General features: G+C 63.7%; 19 protein-coding genes and 1 pseudogene. 7 read left to right on the top strand and 13 right to left on the bottom strand.

Annotated features, from left to right (window positions below):
• Positions 1-28: 28 nt before the first annotated feature.
• Complete coding sequence (locus tag FJ430_RS18545; protein ID WP_140709669.1) at positions 29-742, bottom strand: DNA-3-methyladenine glycosylase I; 714 nt, start codon at positions 740-742, stop codon at positions 29-31.
• 91 nt (positions 743-833) lie between these two features.
• Here FJ430_RS18545 and FJ430_RS18540 point away from each other — a divergent pair, with 91 nt between their 5' ends.
• Together FJ430_RS18540 and FJ430_RS18535 are read left to right on the top strand one after the other, a co-directional pair.
• Complete coding sequence (locus tag FJ430_RS18540) at positions 834-1,397, top strand: DUF1003 domain-containing protein (RefSeq protein ID WP_140709666.1); 564 nt, start codon at positions 834-836, stop codon at positions 1,395-1,397.
• Positions 1,394-1,993: a DedA family protein gene (locus tag FJ430_RS18535; protein ID WP_140709664.1), complete on the top strand. Its 600-nt coding sequence runs from the start codon at positions 1,394-1,396 to the stop codon at positions 1,991-1,993. Before FJ430_RS18540 ends, FJ430_RS18535 begins: the two co-directional genes overlap by 4 nt.
• Before the next feature lie 14 nt (positions 1,994-2,007).
• Here FJ430_RS18535 and FJ430_RS18530 read toward each other — a convergent pair whose 3' ends face one another.
• Both FJ430_RS18530 and FJ430_RS18525 read right to left on the bottom strand, forming a co-directional pair.
• A complete protein-coding gene (locus FJ430_RS18530; RefSeq protein ID WP_140709662.1) occupies positions 2,008-2,367 on the bottom strand; it encodes a diacylglycerol kinase in 360 nt (119 codons plus the stop codon).
• Between the two features lie 78 nt (positions 2,368-2,445).
• Positions 2,446-2,865, bottom strand: a complete 420-nt coding sequence (locus tag FJ430_RS18525; protein WP_140709659.1) for a GFA family protein — start codon at positions 2,863-2,865, stop codon at positions 2,446-2,448.
• Between the two features lie 323 nt (positions 2,866-3,188).
• On the opposite strand from FJ430_RS18525, the gene FJ430_RS18520 reads away from it, so the two are divergent.
• From FJ430_RS18520 to FJ430_RS18510, 3 genes are all read left to right on the top strand, one after another.
• Entirely contained in the window at positions 3,189-4,259 is a 1,071-nt protein-coding gene (locus FJ430_RS18520; protein ID WP_140709657.1) for a GGDEF domain-containing protein, read from the top strand.
• A 64-nt stretch (positions 4,260-4,323) separates the two neighbouring features.
• Positions 4,324-4,701 (top strand): MbcA/ParS/Xre antitoxin family protein, encoded by a 378-nt coding sequence (locus FJ430_RS18515; RefSeq protein WP_140646156.1) that lies wholly within the window; start codon positions 4,324-4,326, stop codon positions 4,699-4,701.
• The gene (locus FJ430_RS18510) at positions 4,661-5,425 is read left to right on the top strand and encodes an RES family NAD+ phosphorylase (RefSeq protein ID WP_140709655.1); all 765 of its coding nucleotides are present in this window, start codon (positions 4,661-4,663) and stop codon (positions 5,423-5,425) included. The genes FJ430_RS18515 and FJ430_RS18510 overlap by 41 nt, the downstream gene beginning before the upstream one ends.
• Before the next feature lie 110 nt (positions 5,426-5,535).
• Here the strand turns inward: FJ430_RS18510 and FJ430_RS18505 are convergent, their stop codons facing one another.
• Complete coding sequence (locus FJ430_RS18505) at positions 5,536-6,240, bottom strand: hypothetical protein (RefSeq protein ID WP_140709653.1); 705 nt, start codon at positions 6,238-6,240, stop codon at positions 5,536-5,538.
• Positions 6,241-6,433: 193 nt separating this feature from the next.
• Between FJ430_RS18505 and FJ430_RS18500 the strand changes: the two genes are divergently transcribed.
• Complete coding sequence (locus FJ430_RS18500) at positions 6,434-8,014, top strand: glycosyltransferase family 39 protein (RefSeq protein ID WP_140709651.1); 1,581 nt, start codon at positions 6,434-6,436, stop codon at positions 8,012-8,014.
• A 102-nt stretch (positions 8,015-8,116) separates the two neighbouring features.
• Here the strand turns inward: FJ430_RS18500 and FJ430_RS18495 are convergent, their stop codons facing one another.
• From FJ430_RS18495 to FJ430_RS18475, 5 genes are all read right to left on the bottom strand, one after another.
• Positions 8,117-9,490 (bottom strand): class II 3-deoxy-7-phosphoheptulonate synthase, encoded by a 1,374-nt coding sequence (locus tag FJ430_RS18495; RefSeq protein WP_140709649.1) that lies wholly within the window; start codon positions 9,488-9,490, stop codon positions 8,117-8,119.
• A 194-nt stretch (positions 9,491-9,684) separates the two neighbouring features.
• Positions 9,685-10,116 (bottom strand): DUF3995 domain-containing protein, encoded by a 432-nt coding sequence (locus tag FJ430_RS18490; RefSeq protein WP_140709647.1) that lies wholly within the window; start codon positions 10,114-10,116, stop codon positions 9,685-9,687.
• Between the two features lie 2 nt (positions 10,117-10,118).
• Positions 10,119-10,451: an Mpo1-like protein gene (locus tag FJ430_RS18485; RefSeq protein ID WP_140651155.1), complete on the bottom strand. Its 333-nt coding sequence runs from the start codon at positions 10,449-10,451 to the stop codon at positions 10,119-10,121.
• Between the two features lie 175 nt (positions 10,452-10,626).
• Positions 10,627-14,124 (bottom strand): transcription-repair coupling factor, encoded by a 3,498-nt coding sequence (gene mfd / locus FJ430_RS18480; RefSeq protein WP_140709645.1) that lies wholly within the window; start codon positions 14,122-14,124, stop codon positions 10,627-10,629.
• A 13-nt stretch (positions 14,125-14,137) separates the two neighbouring features.
• Positions 14,138-14,425, bottom strand: coding sequence for a succinate dehydrogenase assembly factor 2 (locus FJ430_RS18475; RefSeq protein ID WP_140646163.1), 288 nt, complete (start codon positions 14,423-14,425; stop codon positions 14,138-14,140).
• Positions 14,426-14,518: 93 nt separating this feature from the next.
• On the opposite strand from FJ430_RS18475, the gene recG reads away from it, so the two are divergent.
• Positions 14,519-16,627 carry an ATP-dependent DNA helicase RecG gene (gene recG, locus FJ430_RS18470; RefSeq protein ID WP_140709643.1) on the top strand — a complete coding sequence of 703 codons (2,109 nt, stop codon included), beginning with the start codon at positions 14,519-14,521 and terminating at the stop codon, positions 16,625-16,627.
• On the opposite strand, the gene FJ430_RS18465 is transcribed toward recG, so the two are convergent.
• The 4 genes and pseudogenes from FJ430_RS18465 to glmS form a co-directional block, all read right to left on the bottom strand.
• Positions 16,579-17,331, bottom strand: a complete 753-nt coding sequence (locus FJ430_RS18465) for a DUF502 domain-containing protein (protein ID WP_140651161.1) — start codon at positions 17,329-17,331, stop codon at positions 16,579-16,581. The genes recG and FJ430_RS18465 overlap by 49 nt on opposite strands.
• 84 nt (positions 17,332-17,415) lie before the next feature.
• Positions 17,416-17,715, bottom strand: a complete 300-nt coding sequence (locus FJ430_RS18460; protein WP_140709641.1) for a HigA family addiction module antitoxin — start codon at positions 17,713-17,715, stop codon at positions 17,416-17,418.
• A gap of 231 nt (positions 17,716-17,946) precedes the next feature.
• Positions 17,947-18,239: pseudogene (locus FJ430_RS18455) on the bottom strand (GIY-YIG nuclease family protein).
• A 171-nt stretch (positions 18,240-18,410) separates the two neighbouring features.
• Entirely contained in the window at positions 18,411-20,234 is a 1,824-nt protein-coding gene (glmS, locus tag FJ430_RS18450) for a glutamine--fructose-6-phosphate transaminase (isomerizing) (protein WP_140709639.1), read from the bottom strand.
• Positions 20,235-20,437: the final 203 nt, after the last annotated feature.

Genomic DNA, 20,437 nt, shown 5'->3' with positions numbered 1-20,437 from the left:
ATCCAAGGTGCGCACGAATGCGCTCAGCCTAATCGCCCATGTACTCGCGCAACGTCTCTGCCGACCGGTTCTCGCCGATCGACATCGCCAGGATGCGCGAGATGTGGCGGCGCGGCAGGCCGGTCTCGGCCGACCATCGGTTGATCTGCGCCTGGATCTTGTCGAGATCCCGCTTCGAGGTCGGGTTCTCGGCGATATCGAGGCCGGCGTCGCGCAAAGCCGCCGCCATGTCGGTGGAGACGACAAACGTGTCCCATTCCATCCAGCGCAGAAAATACTGTCCGGTGTTGCCGCCGAGCCGGCTGCCATGCTTGGCCAGATAAGCGGTCAGGCCGACCTGATCGTCCGCCGGCCAGGAGGCGATGAATTTGCCGAAGCTGCCATTCTCCTTCGAGACGCGATCGACGAATGCGGCATTGTCGCGCACCGATTTGATCTTCTGCGGATTGCGCACGATGCGGCTGTCGGACGCCAGCTCGTGCCAGAAGTCGTCCGGCTGGAACAAGAGCCGCTTCGGTTCGAAGCCGAGGAACGCTTCCTCGAAACCCGGCCATTTCTGTTCGATGACGCGCCACACGAAGCCGGCGGCGAAAATGCGCTCGGCCATGGTCGAGAGAATGCGGTCGTCAGGGATTTTCGCCACCGCGGTGTTGTCGGGCGCCGGGCCGAGCAACGGCGCCAACACGGCCTCCCCGCCCTTGCGCTTTGCCGCACGCGCATGGATTTTCTGGAATTCGAGCATCGATTTCCTCGCCTGTTCGCCGCAATCTAGCACTTCACGTCCGGCCCGGCAGCCTCTACCTCTATCGACGCCCGGCCGAAGGAGAAGGCAGATGAACAAGATCGTCGAGGACATGGCGAACCGTTTGCTCAAGCGAAAGCCGGAAGGTTTCGGTCCGCTCGAGAGCCGCGTGCTGCAGTCGACGCTCGAACGCACCACCATCGCGCGCGACACCAACAAGGCCGTCGCCTTCCACGAGACCTATGGCGACCGCGTCGCCGACAGCATCGCCAGGATCGGCGGCTCCTGGTCGTTCATCCTCGGCTTCCTTGCCTTTCTCGTTATTTGGACCGTAGGCAATGCCTGGCTGCTCACGCGCGACGCTTTCGACCCCTACCCTTTCATCTTCCTCAACCTTGTGCTGTCGATGCTGGCGGCGATCCAGGCGCCGCTGATCATGATGTCGCAGAACCGCCAGACCGAGCGCGACCGCATCGACGCGGCGCATGACTACGAGGTCAATCTGAAGGCCGAGATCGAGATCATGGCCCTGCATGAAAAGCTCGACGAGTTGCGCCACAGCGAGATCATCGGCATGCGTGACGAAATCCTGCGCATGGCCGAGCAGATCAGGCGTATCGACGAGAAACTGTCCGCGCGGTCCGCAACAGAATGAGCGAGACCATCCACCACCTCATCGAGCAATATGGGCTGATCGCGGTCTTCCTGGGTTGCGTCGCCGAAGGCGAAAGCGCCGCGATCCTCGGCGGCTTCTTCGCTCATCAGCATTTTTTCGTGTTGTGGCAGACTTTCCTCGCTGCCTTTGTCGGCGCCTTCGCCGGCGACACCTTCTTCTTCACCATGGGGCGCAGCTTCGCCGAACATCGCTATGTGAGACTGTTGCGCAGGCGTCCGGGCTTCAGCCGCGCCTACCGCCTGCTCAACACCCATCCCAACATTTTCGTGCTGACCAACCGCTATATCTACGGCATGCGCCTGGTCGGCGGCATCGCCGCCGGCCTGTCGACCGTGTCCATGCCGCGTTTCGTCATCCTGAATGCCATCTCGTCCGCGGTCTGGGCGGCTCTGTTCAGCGGCATCGGCTATGTCTTCGGCCTCGGCGCGGAGCACATTGTGGGCCAGGCGTTTGCTCGCCATGAGCGCCTGCTCATCGCCCTTGGGGTCGGCATCGTTGTCGCCGTGGTCGCCTGGTTGGTAGGCCATCACTTCGCGAAGCGCGAACGCGCCAGGGAAAACCGGGCGGGATCGTGATCAATCCGCGAGGATCAGATCGGCGCGCCGACAAGGCGTTCGATGAGGGCGATGCCCCAGATGCCGCCGGCGATCACGATCGAAATCAGCACCGCCAGCGAGCCGCAATCCTTGGCAAGCTGGATATCGATATGGAACTCTCGCGAGATCGCGTCGCAGGCCGCCTCGATACCGGTGTTGAGCACTTCGACCATGATCAGGAGCAGCACCGCGCCGACGAGCAGGGCATAGCCGCGCCAGGAGACCGAGATGAACCAGCCTGCCGGCAAGGCAAGAGCAAGCAACAGCAATTCCTGCTGGAACGCCTTTTCGTGGGCGGCCAGCTTGCGGAAAGCCCGCACCGAATTGATGAAAGCGTCGATCAGCCGCTGCATGCCCAGCCCCGTTTCGAGTCACCGGCAGGGGGATATCGCAATGGCGGGATCAAGGGAATAAGGCAGCCGCCGCAAAATTCATCCGTCCGCGATCTTTATCGACGGCGTCGATTTCTCGAACTGCGGCAACCCATCCTCGATCGAATAATAATCGCCCTTGTCGCCGACAAAGATGTGGCTTTCCGCCGAGAGGCCGCTCGGCCTCTCGAAGGATCCGGCCATGATGGAGATCGTATCCAGTCCATTGTACTTCCAAAAGAGCAGCGAGCCGCAGGTGCGGCAGAAGCCGCGTTTGGCCACATCGGAGGCGCCGTACCAGGTGAGCGCGGCGGCGCCCTCTATGACGATATCGGCGTCCTTGGAGGCGGTTGCCGCGACGAAATGGCCGGTTTGCCGACGGCACTGCGAGCAGTGGCAATAGACGACGCCGCGCAACGGCCCGCTCGTCCTGAAACGCACCGCCCCGCACAGGCACGACCCGCTATGGTTTTCGTCCATTCCGGCCTCCGTCGACATCATCTGCCCCGTTCTTTGCGGAATAGAATTTCAGTTTTGAAATGGCTGGGCACCGGCAAATGCGACACCGGAGCGACGCGTTTCAGAAGCCGCGGCTGCACCCGCTTTGCACCCTGTGGTAGCAGAGACAATGAGGAAATGCCGGCTATTAAGGAAACTTTAGCGGGACCGCATTTATGCTTCCCACAAGCAATGGTCGTGTTGGGGACGCGCCGTCGCAACCGCAATTCTGATTCAAATCCCCGCGTGAGCGACTCCCGGCGGTGGCAGGTCTCCGGTCGCACTGAAGGGGAAGTGAACACAACATGCAGCCGGCAGCCATTCCGACCGACAGGAATACCGACATCGCCAGCACCGTCGTGGCGACGATGCGACAGCTCGGCGTCCTCGGCCTGCCGCGCAACTATGAAATCTTCTACGAGGCGCTGAGCGGCAGCAATCGCGAGCTCAGCCTTGCCGTCGTCTCGTTGAACAACCGTCCCACCCAGGAGGACCTCGATCGCATCGGGCGGACCTTCTTCCCGCAGCACCACGGCCCCACCATTGTCGAGCACGCCCGCGAGATGGTGGCCAAGGAGCTTGAGGACATTGCCATGCTGTTGCGCAATGAGCACTCGCATATCGAGAAGTACGGCCGCATCCTCGACGAGACATCGAGCGGCCTAAGCAATCGCAGCTTGCTCTCGCAAGAGCTCCTGCAAAAGATCGCCGGCGCGATGTCGGCCGCCACCAACTCGACGATCGACCACGGCCGCCAGATCGCCAGCACGCTCAGCGAAAAGACGGCTGAGCTTGAAAGCGTCAAGTCGAAGCTCGAGGAATACAAGCGGCTGGCCGACACGGATCCGCTCACGCAGCTGTGGAACCGCCGCGCCTTCGACAAGGAGATCACCCGGATCTACAACAGCAATCGCGGCATCCTGTTCAACGCCTTGATCCTTGCCGATATCGACCATTTCAAGGACATAAACGATCGCTACGGCCATCCGGTCGGCGACAGGATCCTGCAGATCATCGCCGAGATCTTCCAGTCCAGCGTGCGTTCCGACATATTTGTCGCGCGCACCGGCGGCGAGGAGTTCGCGCTTATCGTCGAGGGCGCCAGCGAGGAAGCCACTTACGAGATCGCCGAGCGCATCCGCGCGCTCATCGAGCAGACCCCGTTCGCCAGCAGCCAGAGCGGCATCAACTACGGCACCGTTACCGTATCGCTGGGTATCTGCATGGCTTCGGAGGCGGAAAGCCCCGAAGACCTCTACACCAAGGCGGACCGGGCGCTTTATCGCTCCAAGGTCGGCGGCCGCAACCGCGTCACCAGGCATTCGACGACGGCGGGCCGCCCCGCCAAGGGCTGGCTGCTTTACAAGAAAGACTGACAAGCCCCTTTCCAGACGAATTTTTGTGGATTATATTTTCCACAGAAATGAAAAGGGTGCGCTCATGCAACGTCCAGTCGCGGCCGCGACGGCGGCCGAAAACGCCGTCATCACCAAGGCCACGCTGCGCGCGGCCGACCTGCTCGACATCACCGCCAGGACACTCGCTTTGGTCATCGGCGTGTCGGAAGCGACGGTCTCGCGCATGCGCCGGCAGGAATTCCTGCTTGAACGCGGCACCAAGCCGTTCGAGCTGGCGGTGCTGTTCGTTCGCCTGTTCCGCTCGCTCGACGCCATCGTCGGCGGTGACGAGACCGTCGCCCGGGCGTGGCTGAAGAGCCCCAACACCACGCTCGACGGCACGCCGCTCGAGAAAATCCTGACGATTGCCGGACTTGTCGATGTCATTGCCTACCTGGACTCCCGGCGCGCTCTCGTCTGAGGCCGTCAAGCTCGAAGGCAAGTACTGGCGGATGGTCGAGGCGCAGCACCGTGTCTCGACCCTCAAGCTCGTCGACACACTCGACGAGCAGGCGCTGCTGGAGGACCTCATCGAGGACGCCAAGCCGCAGATCCCGATGGAATGCCGCCATCTCCATTACCTGCTGGCGACGCCTTTTCGCTATGGCTCCGTCTACCCGTACGGCTCGCGCTTCCGCCGCGCCGGCAAGACCAAAGGCGTCTACTATGCCGCCGAGACGGTGCTGACGGCGGTGGCGGAAATGGCCTTCTACCGCTTGCTGTTCTTCGCGGAATCGCCGGCGACACCATGGCCGAACGACGCCGCGGAATACACCGCCTTCGCCGCCGCGATGAAATGCGATCGCGCGATCGACCTGGCACGGCCGCCGCTCGATCGCGACGAGAAGGCCTGGACGCACCCCACCGACTACACCGCCTGTCAGGCGATCGCCGATGTCGCCCGCGAGGCCGAACTGCAGGCGATCCGCTATCGCTCGGTGCGCGATCCGAAGGGCGCCAACATCGCGCTTTTGACGTGCAAGGGCTTTGCCAAGGCCAAGCCGCTGGAGCCGCAGACCTGGCGCATCCGGATCGGCTCTTTCGGCCTGCAGGCAATCTGCGAATTCCCGGACAAGCGGCTCGAATTCTCACGCACCGCCTTTGCCGATCCAAGGCTTGCCGGAATGCGCTGGGAGCGCCGCTGAAGTTCCTGCTAATGCATGTCGCGCAAAAATGACCTCGGTTTTGCGACAACGACAAGCATCAAGCAACGACCTAAAGCGCGTCGCATGAATCCGTTTCGACGCGACGCGCTTTAGGCCAGGATGTTCACGGCGCGCGCGGCCACCAGCGCGATCGTCAAGAGCGAGATCATCGCCTCGGCCATCATAAGCAGCTTCGCGCGCTGCGTGAGCGGCAAGGTATCGGTCGGCGAGAACGCCGTGGCATTGGTGAAGGCCAGGAAGACATAGTCGACGAAGCCCGGCAGCCAGCCCTGTATCTCGCGATCGGGGAGCGTCATTTGCGGGAACAGGAAGTCGGCCTGCGCACGCTTGACCAGGCCGCAGGTAGGCGGACCGCCCCGGTCGGTGCTCCAGAACCACAGCGCAAAGACGATCACATTGGTGACCCAGATGTTGAGCGCGTCGACGAGCAGCGTCGTGCCGGCGCCGGCATGCCCTTCCAGCAGCGCCCGCACCAGGTAAACCAGCGACCCGCAATTCATGATGCTGATGATGCCGGTCATCACCAATGCCGTGCGGCGGATATAGAGGCGCAATTGGCCGATCGCGTACCAATGCTCGTGATCGACTGCCTTGCGCGTCGCCATTTGCGTCCAGGCCGTCGCAATCGACAGCGGCACCAGCAGCGCCGCTTCCACTGTCGGGGCGAGCCAGCGCGGACCGAAGGACAGGTTGTTGATGACCAGAAGCTGCAGGCAGATGATGACGAGAACCGCGGCGCGCGCCGACCAGAAATCGAGCCCGCGGTGATGAATGACGGCATGCTGGTGGCGCATGGAGGCACCTGTATTGCTGGAACGGCGGCGCCCCTGGGCCGGCTCCGGCAACGATCAGCCGGCGGTTTCTGCCCGAAGCGCCAGCGACGGGTTCCATAGCAATCTTGGCTTTACAATGTTGCGGCAGCATACATTTTCGTAAGCTTTTGCTATCGGACTGTTCAGCAATCCACCGGTGTGATTTTAGGCCCGCATGTCGAGAACCAGCGAATCCGTGAATGTCTGGCCTGCCGCAGCCGGGGCTGAAGACGATCTGTCTTCGATCTGGAACAGCCTGGTCCGGCACCCATGGCGATTGCTGGCGCTTTTGTGTCTGATCCAGATCGCCTGCTGGACCGTGATGCCGGCGATCGTCAATGTTGGACCGCCGCGCGACGTCGTCGAAGGTTTCCTGTGGGGTCGCGAATGGGTGCTGCTGACCTACAAGCACCCGCAACTCCCCTGCTGGCTGCTCGAGATCAGCCATCTCCTGACCGGCTCGTTCCGCTGGCCGCAATACATGCTGTCGCAGCTGATGGTCTCGACGACTTTCGTCCTGGTCTATCTGCTCGCGCGCGACATCATGGGCCCGACCCGTGCGCTCGCCGCCGTGTTGTTGATGCCCGCGATCTATTTCTTCGGCTGGCCCACCCCGCAATTCAACCACGACTACGCGCAGATGCCTTTCTGGGCCGCGACCTCTTGGCTGCTATGGCGCGCGGCGCGCGACGGGCGGCCGGGCTGGTGGCTCGCCCTCGGCCTCGTTGCCGGCGTTGGGCTCTATGCCAAGTTCTCGACGGCTCTGCTGCTGGCCTTCGGCGGCATCTGGATTTTGTGCGACACCCGTGCCCGAAGCCGGCTCGCCACGCCATGGCCGTGGCTCGGCCTCGCGGTTTTTCTTGGCGTCGTGGCGCCGCTGGCTGTGGCGCTCGTCCGCCTCGATTTCCTGCCGCTGACCTATGCCGAGCATCGTAACGCCTGGGTGATCGCCAACCGCGCCCGGCTCTACTATATCGGCGTTCAGCTTGCCGGGCTTGCCGCTGTTCCCGTCGTTCTGGCTATTTCCGGCCTGTTGCGACGGCAGCTCAAGCCCGTGCAAGACCCCTTGCCGGCCTACCCTGCTCCCGAGCGGCGCGCGGTTGCCTACCTGGCATGGATGGGTCTAGGGCCGGCGCTCCTGATCATGGCCGCATCGCTGTTTACCGGCACCGGCGAAGCCTGGGGCGCGACGATGTACAATCTCGTCGGCGTCCTGGCGATCGCGCTTCTGGGCCGGCGGCTGGGACCAACGGAATTGCGCCGGCTGGCGGTGCTGGCGCTGCTATGCGTGGTCGGCGTGTCGAGCGCCTATGCGGCGACCCGCTGGACCAGTTGCAACATACTCGGCCGCCTGCAGCCAATGTGCTGGCCGGCGCGGTCGATTTCGCTGACGGCCGATGCAATCTGGCACGAGGCGGTATCCGCGCCGCTGGGCATCGTCGGCGGCGACGACGGCACGGCCAGGCTTGCCGGACTGGAAGCCCCGGACCAGCCTTCCATCTTCACGACCCTCGACAGGCGCCTCGCCCCGTGGATCACGGACCAGCGGCTGCGGGATCAGGGCATGCTGCTTGTGTGGCCGCACGGCTGGAAACTTTCTCCGCAACAGGAGGCCTGGACCGCCGGCCTGCCGGTCAAGACGGTGGCATTCAACTGGTCGCTCAAGGGACCGCCCCTGGAGATCAACTTTGCCGTCATTCCGCCCGGTAGAACCAGCTTCCCGGGCAATCCTCCCGGACCGCCCGATCCGGAATGAGCCGACCCCGAATAGCCGGCGGTTGAAACCTATCTGCCCAAATTGAAAAGGCGCCGGCTTTCGCGCCGGCGCCTCCGATAATAATCCGGCATTAGGTCCTGTTCAGGCGATGGCGGCCTGCTTGTGCTGCACCGGGTGGCTCTTCTTGAGCAGGTCCGAGACCAGGAAGGCGAGCTCGATCGCCTGATCGGCGTTGAGGCGCGGGTCGCAATGGGTGTGGTAGCGGTCCTGCAGGTCTTCCGCCGTGATGGCGCGGGCGCCGCCCGTGCATTCGGTGACGTTCTTGCCGGTCATCTCCACATGGATGCCGCCCGGATGCGTGCCTTCGGCGCGGTGCACCTCGAAAAAGGTCTGCACTTCCTTGAGGATGCGGTCGAACGGCCGCGTCTTGTAGCCCGCCGCCTCGATCGTGTTGCCATGCATCGGATCGGACGACCACACGACGTTGCGGCCTTCCTTCTTGACCGCACGCACCAGCTTCGGCAGGTGCTCGGCGACCTTGTCCGAGCCGAAGCGGGCGATCAGCGTCAGGCGGCCCGGCTCGTTGTCGGGATTGAGCAGGTCGATGAGTTCCATGAGACCGTCCGGCGTCAGCGACGGGCCGCATTTCAGGCCGAGCGGATTCTTGATGCCGCGGCAATATTCGATATGTGCGTGATCCGGCTGGCGGGTACGGTCGCCGATCCAGATCATATGGCCCGAGGTCGCGTACCAGTCGCCGGAGGTCGAATCGACGCGCGTCAGCGCTTCCTCGTAGCCGAGCAGTAGCGCCTCGTGGCTGGTGTAGAAATCCGTCTCGCGCAGCGCGAAATTGGTTTCCGACGTGATGCCGACCGCGCGCATGAACTCCATCGTCTCGGTGATGCGGTTGGCGAGCGCACCGTATTTCTCGCCTTGCGGACTGTCGGCGACGAAGCCGAGCATCCAGCGATGCACGTTCTCCAGGCTGGCATAGCCGCCCTGCGCGAAGGCGCGCAGAAGGTTGAGCGTCGCGGCCGACTGGCGGTAGGCCATCTCCTGCCGGGCAGGATCCGGGACGCGCGACTTGGCGTCGAACTCGATGCCGTTGATGATGTCGCCGCGATAGCTCGGCAGCGTCACGCCGGCCTTGGTCTCGTTGTCGGACGAGCGCGGCTTGGCGAACTGGCCGGCGACGCGGCCGACCTTCACCACCGGCTGCGCGCCGGCGAAGGTGAGCACCACCGACATCTGCAGGAAGACGCGGAAGAAGTCGCGTATGTTGTCGGCGCCATGCTCGGCAAAGCTCTCGGCGCAATCGCCGCCCTGGAGCAGGAAGGCTTCGCCGGCGGCCACCGCCGCCAGCTGCTTCTTCAGCTTGCGCGCCTCGCCGGCAAAAACCAGCGGCGGGAAGGTGGCAAGCTGCGCTTCCGTGGCCTTCAGAGCGGCAAGGTCCGGATACGCCGGGACCTGCTTGATCGGCTTTGCTCTCCACGAATTCGGCGACCATTTCGTCATCGCTGCACCCAAACGCCCTTTCGGAGCAACCCAGGGGAAAACTGTGAAATTTCCGTCGGAATTGCGTCAAAACAAACCGGCGAACGCGCTTGCCCGCCATTCCAGCCTCGATACGAGGTCGCGGCTCCTTACACGAAGCCGATTGCCTATTCTAGCCGGGTTTTTCACCAGTGGCGAATGGTTCCACCGCCTCGCTATGCCGTGTCCGCCAGCGCGAGCAGGAACAAGCCCAGCCCCAACAACAGGCAAGATGGGCTGTAAAGCAGGCTGTCGTATCTGGCGAAACGCGTGTTCCTGACCCGCTTGAACAGCCCGAAATATCGCGACCAGCTCAATGCCCGCAGGGTGAATGCGGCCGCCCACAGGACAAGGGCCGTCTTCAGCAGCCAGTGCGGCAGCGGCAGGCGGATCAGGCCGGCGAAACCAAGAAGGAGAAGCAGGACCAGCGCCAGGACCAGACCGACCGCCAGGGCACCGACGGCCGTCTCCTTCGCCGCCGGGCCGCCGTCCTCGCGTTGAGGCAGCGAAACGCCGGCGCCGATGCGGCCGCCGAAGGCCCAGTAGACATGGAATCCGGCGCCAAGCATCAGCACGGCTGAACAGGCAGCTACAACCGCCGTTTCCATGCCTATCTGCCGGCGTCCTTCAGACGGCTGAGCTGGCGGCCAAGACCGCCCGTCAAATCGAGCGCGAGCATGCGAAGCAGCGCAATGGCGCTCCACAAGGGCCGTTCCGCGAAAGGTTTGTTGCTGTTGTGCTCAAGCAGGGGATGGGTGAACAACGCCGCAAGGTAGAAGACGGGAATGATGACCAGAAAGGCCCACCACGTCACGAGGAAGGATGCCGCGACGCCGGCGATCGGCGCAAAGAAGAGGCCGAGGTAATGGATAAAGCGGGTTGAAGGTTTTGAGTGGCCGGCAAGGTAACCGAGCCAGTATTCATCGAAAGTTTGCGGGTTCATAAGCAGCCCCTGCAGCGATGATTAGATTGGCCTATTGAACCTCTCAAGTACAAATACTGCAATGGTCATAATCGTCGCACGCCCTGCAAGTGCGCGCGATCTTTCGGGTGGGTTACTATTTCCTTGCGAGGGGTGCGCCTGCCGCTGCAACAGGCCGCAGGCCTGGTTCACGTGCCTATGCGGCCTTGTCGACGAGCCGGGCCAGTTGCGTCATCACCACCGCCGATCCCGCCAGGCGTTTTTCGGCATTCGGCCAATCGCGCATGAAGACGACGCTATGGTCGGCGCGGATCTTGGCCAGCGAGCCCTGCTCGCCGATGAACTTGACCAGCCCGACCGGATTGGGGAACTCGCGCTTGCGGAAATGGATGACGACGCCCTTGGGCCCGGCATCGAGCTTCTCGACATTGGCCTTGCGGCAGAGCGCCTTGATGAAGACGATCTTCAACAGATGCGTCACCTCTTCCGGCAGCGGCCCGAACCGGTCGATCAGTTCGGCGCCGAAGCCGTCGATCTCCTCCGTGGTTTCGAGATCGCCGAGGCGCCGGTAGAGCGCCATGCGGAGCTGCAGGTCCGGCACGTAGCTTTCCGGGATCATCACCGCGGTGCCGACCGCGATCTGCGGCGACCAGCCGCCGTCCTGCGCCTCGCCGGTATCCTTCACCTCGGCCACCGCCTCTTCCAGCATCTGCTGGTAGAGCTCGAAACCGACCTCCTTGATATGGCCCGACTGCTCTTCGCCCAAAAGATTGCCGGCGCCGCGGATGTCGAGGTCGTGGCTGGCGAGCTGGAAACCGGCGCCCAGCGTATCGAGCGACTGCAGCACCTTCAGCCGGCGCTCGGCCGTATCGGTGAGCTTGCGGTTGGCCGGCAGCGTGAACAGCGCATAGGCGCGCACCTTGGAACGGCCGACGCGGCCGCGCAGCTGGTAGAGTTGCGCGAGGCCGAACATGTCGGCGCGATGGACGATCAGCGTGTTGGCGGTCGGGATATCGAGCCCGGATTCAACGATGGTGGTCGACAGAAGCACGTCGTACTGGCCGTCGTAGAAGGCGTTCATGATGTCGTCGAGCTCGCCCGGCGGCATCTGCCCATGCGCCACCGCTATCTTCAGCTCCGGCACGGATTCCTTCAGGAAATCATGGATTTCCGAAAGGTCACTGATCCGCGGCACGACATAGAAGGAATGGCCGCCGCGATAGCGCTCGCGCAGCAGCGTCTCGCGGATGACCAGCGGATCGAAGGGCGAGATGAACGTGCGCACCGCCATGCGGTCGACCGGCGGCGTCGCGATCAGCGACAGTTCGCGCACGCCGGTCAGCGCCAGTTGCAGCGTGCGCGGGATCGGCGTCGCCGAAAGCGTCAGCACATGCACGTCGGACTTGAGGTCCTTCAGCCGCTCCTTGTGCTTGACGCCAAAATGCTGCTCCTCGTCGATGATCAGCAGGCCGAGACGCTTGAACGAGATCGAAGACCCAAGCAGCGCATGCGTGCCGACGACGATGTCGACCGTGCCCTCGGCAATGCCCTTCTTGGTTTCCGCCAATTCTTTTGAACCCACCAGGCGCGATGCCTGCGCGATGCGGATCGGCAGGCCCGAAAAGCGCTGCGAGAAGGTCTTGAAGTGCTGCCGCGACAACAGCGTCGTCGGCACCACGACCGCGACCTGGAACCCCTCCATGGCCGCGATGAAGGCGGCGCGCAGCGCCACTTCCGTCTTGCCGAAGCCGACGTCGCCGCAGACCAGCCGATCCATCGGCTTGCCGGCGCCGAGATCATCCATGACGGAATCGATCGCCGTCTGTTGGTCGTCGGTCTCCTCATAGGGGAAACGCGCCGCGAACTCGCCATAAAGCCCTTCGGCCGGGATCATAGCGGGCGCTGCACGCATCTGCCGCTCGGCGGCGATGCGGATCAATTGCCCGGCCATGTCGAGCAGGCGCCGCTTCAGCCGCGCCTTGCGCGCCTGCCAGGCGCCGCCACCCAGCTTGTCGAGCGTCGCTTCGGCCGAATCGGAGCCATAGCGCGACAGAAGCTCGATATTCTCGACCGGCAAGAACAACCGGTCGTCGCCGGCATAATGGATTTCGAGGCAGTCATGCGGCGCACCGACCGCTTCGATGGTGCGCAAGCCGATGAAGCGGCCGATGCCATGGTCGGCATGGACGACGATGTCGCCCGCCGACAGCGATGAGGCCTCGGCGATGAAGTCGGAAGCCTTCTTCTTGCGCTTCGAACGCCGGATCAGCCTGTCGCCAAGGATATCCTGCTCGGCAACGACCACCATATCGTCGGTCTCGAAGCCGGATTCGAGCGGCAGCACGGCAAGACCCGCCTGCCCCGGTTCCAGTTTTTCAACGTCGGCAAGCGTCGCGACCGGCTTCAGGTTGCCGAGGTGATGTTCGGCGAGGATCTGGCCAAGGCGGTCGAGCGAGCCTTCCGTCCAGCCGGCGACAATGACGCGGCGGCGCGCGGCGCGCTCGTCGGCAATGTGTTTTACGACGACGTCGAAGACATTGATGTTCGGGTCGGCGCGCTCCTCGGCAAAGCTGCGGCCGTGCCGCGAACCGCCATGGAACACTTTTTTGCTCCCGACATCGGGCGCGTCGAAGACCGTGAAGTCGATGTCTTCGCGCGGACCGAGCGAAGCCTTGAGATTGTCCGGCGACAGATAAAGTAGGTCCGGCGCCACCGGCTTGTAGGGCACGGCGTCCTTCAGCGCGCTGTCGGCCTGTTTCCGGCGCGCCTCGTAGTGGTCGAGGATCAACGTGTGACGCTCGGCCAGCGCCTCATGCGCCAGATGATCGAAGACGACAGGCGCATCCGGCAGATAGTCGAACACCGTCTCCAGCCGCTCGTAGAAGAAGGGCAGCCAGTGCTCCATGCCGGCGAAGCGCCGGCCTTCGCTGACCGCCGCATAGAGCGCGTCGTCGCGCGAGGGCGCGCCGAAAGCCTCGATATAGGAGCGGCGGAAGCGGCTGATCGTTTCGGGCGTCAGCGCCACCTCGCTCATCGCCTGCAGCGACATCGACTTGCGCTGGCCGGTGGTGCGCTGCGTCGCCACGTCGAAGACGCGGATCGATTCCAGCGTGTCGCCGAAGAAATCGAGGCGCAGCGCCTCGCTCCAGCCTGGCGCGAAAAGGTCGAGAATGCCGCCGCGCACCGCGAATTCGCCAAGGCCGCGCACCGTCGGCACGCGCTCGAAGCCGGAGATCTCGAGCCGCGCGATCAGCGCGTTCATGTCGATCTGGTTGCCAGGCTTGGCATGGAAAGTCTGCGCTTGGATCAGCTCGGCCGGCGGGATGCGCTGCAACAGCGCATTGGCGGTGGTGAGGATTACGGCGCGATGCGGCTTCTTCGCCAGCGCGATCATGGCCGAAAGCGCGTCGAGCCGTCGCGCAGCGGCATCGGCGCCGGGCGAGACGCGGTCGTAAGGCAGGCAGTCCCAGGCCGGCAGCTCCAGCACCGGCAGGCCGGGCGCGGCAAAGGCGAGCGCCTCGATGATCGCCGGCAGCCGCTGGCCGTCGCGCGCGACGAACAGCACCGGCTTGTCGGGCGCGATCTCCTGCGCCGTCTGCACCAGGGCGAAGGCTTCGTAGCCGTCGGCGACGCCGTCGACGATGAACTGACCGGCGCGGCCCTTGGGCAGGCCAATGGAAGGAATGAGGCTCATGAATATGCGTTTTTCAAAATGTCATGGTCCGGCGCGACGCCAGGATCTTCCGCAGAACCGCGCAGTCGATATCGGGCGGAACCGGGCGTTCGCCGGTGACCATCGGCAGGAATTCGGTGTCGGGGATTTCGAGAAGCCTCTCATATTGGTCGATTTCATCGCCGGTCAAGGCGCCGATCTCGGCGTCGGCGAAGGAACCGAGGATCAGGTCCATCTCGCGCATGCCGCGATGCCAGGATCGGAACAGAAGCTTGCGGCGGCGGGCGTCGAGCCCCTCGCTTGATCGCTGTGTTCCGGTCATGTCGCCGCATCCCTGTCCAAAGCGGCGCATATAGCGTGGATAGAGGGCGGTGTCAGCCTTTGCGCTGCCGCCGTCGCGACATAAGCTGACAGGATGCGTCCCACCATCCTCGATCCCCTGTTCGTTCCGATTACCTCGCTTGCCGGCGTCGGCCCGAAAGTCGGTCTGCTGATCGAGCGTGTGGTGCCGGCCGATCTCGGCGACCGCGCCGCGCGCGCGGCCGACCTTCTGTTCGTTCTGCCCAACACCGTGATCGACCGCCGCAACCGGCCCGGCATCGCGCTTTCGGCCGAGGGCCAGATCGTCACGCTCGAAGTGCGCGTCGACCGCCACCAGCCGCCGCCGCGCGGCAACAGGTCGGTGCCCTACCGGGTCTACGCCCATGACGACACCGGCGAGGTCGCGTTGACCTTCTTCCATGCCCATGCCGCCTATCTCGAAAAGGCAATGCCGGTTGGTGAGCATGTTGTCGTGTCCGGCCGCATGGAGTGGTTCAACGGCCGCCCGACCATGGTCCATCCAGATCATATCGCTTTGGCCAGCGAGGCCGACGGCCTGCCCTTGGTCGAGCCTGTCTATCCGCTGACCGCCGGGCTGTCGGCCAAGGTATTGCGCCGCGCCATCGGTCAGGCGCTGGGCCGCCTGCCGGAGCTGCCGGAGTGGCAGGACGACGCCTTCATGCGGCGCCAGACCTTCCCCGCCTTTGGCGATTCGCTCGCCCGTGTCCACCATCCGGCGGATCCGATCGACGTCGCCGTCGAAGGCTCGGCCTGGCGGCGCCTTGCCTATGACGAATTGCTGGCCGGTCAGGTGTCGCTCGCGCTGGTGCGGGCAAAGGTGCGACGCCTGTCAGGACGGCCGCTGGTCGGCGACGGCAGCATCGTCGAGAAACTGCGCGCGGCCCTGCCCTACAAGCTCACACCCAGCCAGGAATTCGCGCTTGGCGAAATCAACGCAGATCTTGCCGATCCCGAACGCATGCTGCGCCTGCTGCAGGGCGATGTCGGCTCGGGCAAGACGGTTGTGGCGCTGCTTGCCATGGCGCGCGCGGTCGAGGCCGGCGGCCAGGCGGCGCTGATGGCGCCGACCGAAATCCTGGCGCGCCAGCATCTGGCGACCATCGCGCCGCTGGCGGAGAAAGTCGGCCTGCGCCTTGCCATCCTGACCGGGCGCGAAAAGGGCCGCGAACGCACGGAGACGCTTGCCGGTCTTGCCAGCGGCGCGGTCGACATCGTCGTCGGCACGCATGCGCTGTTCCAGGAAAGCGTAACGTTCCATGATCTCGTGCTGGCCGTCGTCGACGAGCAGCACCGCTTCGGCGTCCACCAGCGCCTCGCCATCACCGCCAAGGGCGACGCGCCCGACATGCTGGTGATGACGGCCACACCCATCCCGCGCACGCTCGTGTTGACCGCCTTCGGCGACATGGACGTCTCGAAGCTGACCGAGAAGCCGGCCGGCCGACAGCCGATCCGCACCGTGACCTTGCCGATGGAGCGGCTGGACGAACTGGTCGGACGCATGCGCGATGCGGTCGCCGAGGGGCAAAAAATCTACTGGATCTGCCCGCTGGTCGAGGAATCCGAAGAAATCAAGCTGATGTCGGCCGAGGACCGTTTCGCTTCGCTGAAACCACTCTTCGGCGACCGGATCGGCCTGGTGCACGGCCGCATGAAGGGTGCGGAGAAAGATGAGGCGATGCGCGGCTTCAAGCAGGGCGAAACGCGCATCCTGATCGCCACCACCGTCATCGAGGTCGGCGTCGACGTGCCTGACGCGACCATCATGGTCATCGAGCATGCCGAACGCTTCGGCCTTGCCCAATTGCACCAGTTGCGCGGCCGGGTCGGGCGCGGCGACAAGCCGTCCTCCTGCGTGCTGCTCTACAAGGAGCCGCTCGGCGAGACGGCCAAACGCCGGCTTTCGGTGATGCGCGAGACCGAGGACGGCTTCAAGATCGCCGAGGAAGACCTGAAACTGCGCGGCGAAGGCGAATTGCTGGGCACGAGGCAGTCCGGCACGCCCGGCTTCCAGGTGGCGCGGATCGAATTCCATGCCGATCTGCTGGAAGCGGCACGAGACGATGCGCGGCTGATCCTGTCGCGCGACCCGGAATTGCAGTCCGAGCGCGGCGAGGCGCTGCGCTTGCTGCTTTACCTGTTCGGCCGCGACGAGGCGGTGCGGCTGCTGCGCGCCGGCTGAGCGCCGAGCGGCGGATTGGCGAGCGGTCCTTCGACCGGTTCGCCATTCAGCGTCACCAGCTTGGCCTTGACCTCCGGCGCCACCATGCCGGCCGAGACGATCAGCTTGGCTCCGTCCTCGATCGACATGTCGAGCGGCACGATCTCCGATTTGTGCACATACATCAGGAAGCCGGTGGTCGGATTGGGCGTGCATGGCATGAACACCGCGATCAGCGGATCGCCTTCCTGGTCGAGCTTCTGGTTGATCTCGGTCTCCTTCTCGCTGGCGACGAAGACCAGCGACCACACGCCCTTGCGCGGATATTCGACGAGGCCCACCTGGCGGAACATGTCGCCCTTGTTCGACAGCACCGTCTCGAAGATCTGCTTCAGCGAGCCGTAGATGCCCCTCACCAGTGGCATGCGGCCAAGCAGCCGTTCGCCGAAATTGACGATGGCGCGGCCGACGATATTCGCCGTCAGGAAACCGATCAGCGTGATCAGCACCAGCGCCACGATCAGCCCGAAGCCCGGAACCGGAAACGGCAGATAGGTGTCGGGATTGTAGCGAACCGGAATGTAGGGCTTCACCCAGGAATCGACCCAACCGATCAGCGACCAGGCGATGTAGGCCGTGATCGCCAGCGGCGCGCAGACCACGAAGCCGGTCAGGAAATAGTTCCTCAGCCGGGTCATGCCAGAGGTCTTCAGGGCGTCGGACATGGGTTCACCGCGGCGCAGGTTGCAACGCTGAGATTAGTGAACCGCGAGCCGGTTTGGAACTGCGAAGTTTTTAAAGAGCGCTGGTCACGCCGCTGTATCCAGCGGCACGATCTTCTCGAGTTCCGATGCTATTTTGCTCGCTTCGATCTCCGACTCGTAGGCCTTCTGGAAGTTCATCCAGAACTCGGGCGTGGTGTTGAAGAACTTGGCGAAGCGAAGCGCCGTATCCGGAGTAAGACCGACCTCCTCCTTGACGATGCGCTCGATCCGGGTGCGCGGAAGATTAAGCTTCTTCGCAAGCACGCCGGCACTCATGCCGAGCGGCACCAGATACTCCTCGCGCAGGAATTCTCCGGGGTGGATGGGGCGTGCAAACTTGAGCATAACCCAGTATCCTCAAAGGTTAGGCGGGCGGCCCTCCTCGCGACATGTACCATGCTATGATAGAGAGCCAAGATCACAGCTCTTTACGTTCCAAACGGAAGCTGCTTCCGTTCACGATTAGCCGAAACATCCTTTCCTTCGTCATCCACGGGCGGAGCAAGGAGCGAAGCGACGCGCGTAGACCCGAGGATCCATTCCGTGACGTTTGCGGCGGATCAAATCATTGCAGAATTAGGCGCTACCACCCGTGCCGCGGAAAAGCTCGAACCACTCTGGATTAGCCTTCTCGATTAGTTCGATCTTCCATTGGCGCGGCCAGCGTTTCAGCGATGTCTCGCGTTGGATGGCGTCTCGGATGTCGAAATATTCCTCGTACCAGACCAGGCGTTGCACACCATAGCGCCCGGTAAAGCGCGAGCCTTCGCCGGTCTGTGCTCCGGCATCCGACGGCTAAGATCGTTTGTGGCCCCGATGTAGATGGTGCCGCGCTTCTTGCTCGCAGTCATATAAACATAACCCGTCATGCATGAAGGATAACGGATGGATGATCACGCGACCATTCTGATGGGTTGCATTCTTTGGCTTGCGTCACGGAATGGATCCTCGGGTCTGCGCAGGAGCTTCGCTCCTGCTCCGCCCGTGGATGACGAAGTGGGGCCGTTGGCGTCATCCGCAACTTGCAACGGTAGCGAAACCTACTCCACCGTCACCGACTTCGCCAGATTGCGCGGCTGGTCGACATCGGTGCCCATGAAGACCGCGGTGAAATAGGCCAGCATCTGGATCGGCAGGGCGTAGATGATCGGCGAGATGATCTCCGGCACTTCGGGCAGGATGATCGTCTCCATCGTCTTGATGCCTGCATGCGCGGCGCCCTTCGCGTCGGTGATCAGGATGATCTTGCCGCCGCGCGCCGCCACTTCCTGCATGTTCGAGACCGTCTTTTCGAAGATGCGGTCATGCGGCGCGATGACGATTACCGGCATGTTCTCGTCGATCAGCGCGATCGGCCCATGCTTCAGTTCGCCGCCGGCATAGCCTTCGGCGTGGATGTAGGAAATCTCCTTGAGCTTCAGCGCGCCTTCCATCGCCAGCGGGAAATTGGTGTCGCGGCCGAGATAGAGCACGTCCTTGTAGCGCGAGAGCTCGCGCGAGATCCGCTCGATCTGCTCGTCGAGCTTCAGCACCTGGGTAGCGAAGCGCGGCGCCTCGGAAAGCTCGCGCACCAGCCGCTTTTCCTCGTCGCGCGAGATCGTGCCGCGCGCCACGCCGGCGCGGACCGCGAGCGCAGCCAAGACGGATAGCTGGCAGGTGAAAGCCTTTGTCGAGGCGACGCCGATTTCCGGTCCGGCAAGTGTCGGCAGCACGACGTCGGATTCACGCGCCATGGTCGATTCGCGCACATTGACCACGGCGCCGATCTTCATGCCGGCCTGGCGGCAATAGCGCAGCGAGGCCAGCGTGTCGGCCGTCTCACCAGACTGCGAGATGAAGAAGGCCGCGTCGTTGGCCGACAGCGGCATCTCGCGATAGCGGAATTCCGAGGCGACATCGATATCGATCGGCAGCCGTGCATAGCGCTCGAACCAGTATTTGCTGATCAGCCCGGCGAGATAGGCGGTCCCGCAGGCCGAGAGCGCCAGCCGGCCGATCTTGGCGAAGTCGAACGGTAGGTCGAGCGGCTTCGACACGCCCGAGACGAAATCCACGTAATGCGCCAGCGTGTGCGAGATCACCTCCGGCTGCTCATGGATTTCCTTTTCCATGAAATGCCGGCGGTTTCCCTTGTCGACCATGAAGCTGGTCGACAGCGATTGCTGGCGCTTGCGGTCGACCTTGTTGCCGTCGATGTCGTAGATCGCAACGCTTTCGCGGCGCACCACCGCCCAGTCGCCGTCCTCGAGATAGGTGATCGAGTTGGTGAAGGGCGCCAGCGCGATCGCGTCCGAGCCCAAAAACATCTCGCCATCGCCATGGCCGACGGCCAGAGGCGGACCATTGCGGGCGCCGACGATCAGGTCCTCGTCGCTCTTGAACATGATTGCCAGCGCGAAAGCGCCGGAGAGCCGCTTCAGCGCCGCATACGCGGCTTCCACGGGCTTCAGCCCCTTGGCGAGCTCGCGCGCCACCAGATGCGCGACGACCTCCGTGTCGGTCTGCGAGGCGAAGCTGTAGCCGTCGCGAGTGAGTTCGTCGCGCAGCTCGGCGAAATTCTCGATGATGCCGTTGTGGACGATGGCGACGCCTTCGGAAAAATGCGGATGCGCGTTGGTCTCGTTGGGCACGCCATGCGTCGCCCAGCGCGTGTGGCCGATGCCGATCGTGCCGTCGAGCGGTTCGTCCTTCAGCCGGCGTTCGAGGTTGATCAGTTTGCCTTCGGCGCGGCGGCGGCCGAGCTCGCCCTTCTCGATGGTGGCGACACCGGCCGAGTCGTAGCCGCGATATTCAAGCCGCTTCAGCGCATCGACGATGAGCGGCGCGACTTGGCTTCGGCCGACGATTCCAACGATACCGCACATGGCGATTGCCCCCGATTCCGAGCGGAAAACCCGGCGTTATCTAGGGACTGCCGGCTTGCCGCGAAAGTCACTTTGCGTTTCGTTCCGTGTCAGCGGAACGGTTCTTTGCCAGTGCACAATGCCAGACTGCGCTTGCAATCCGGTTACCTGAACCGCTCGGGTTTTCAGGGCCCTGGTTTCCACTCGTTCATATCTGACCGAGT

The organism is Mesorhizobium sp. B2-8-5 (assembly GCF_006440675.2).
Classification (GTDB): Bacteria; Pseudomonadota; Alphaproteobacteria; order Rhizobiales; family Rhizobiaceae; genus Mesorhizobium.
The sequence above is the reverse complement of the archived record's forward strand: the minus strand, read 5'-3'. Positions and strand labels throughout refer to the sequence as shown.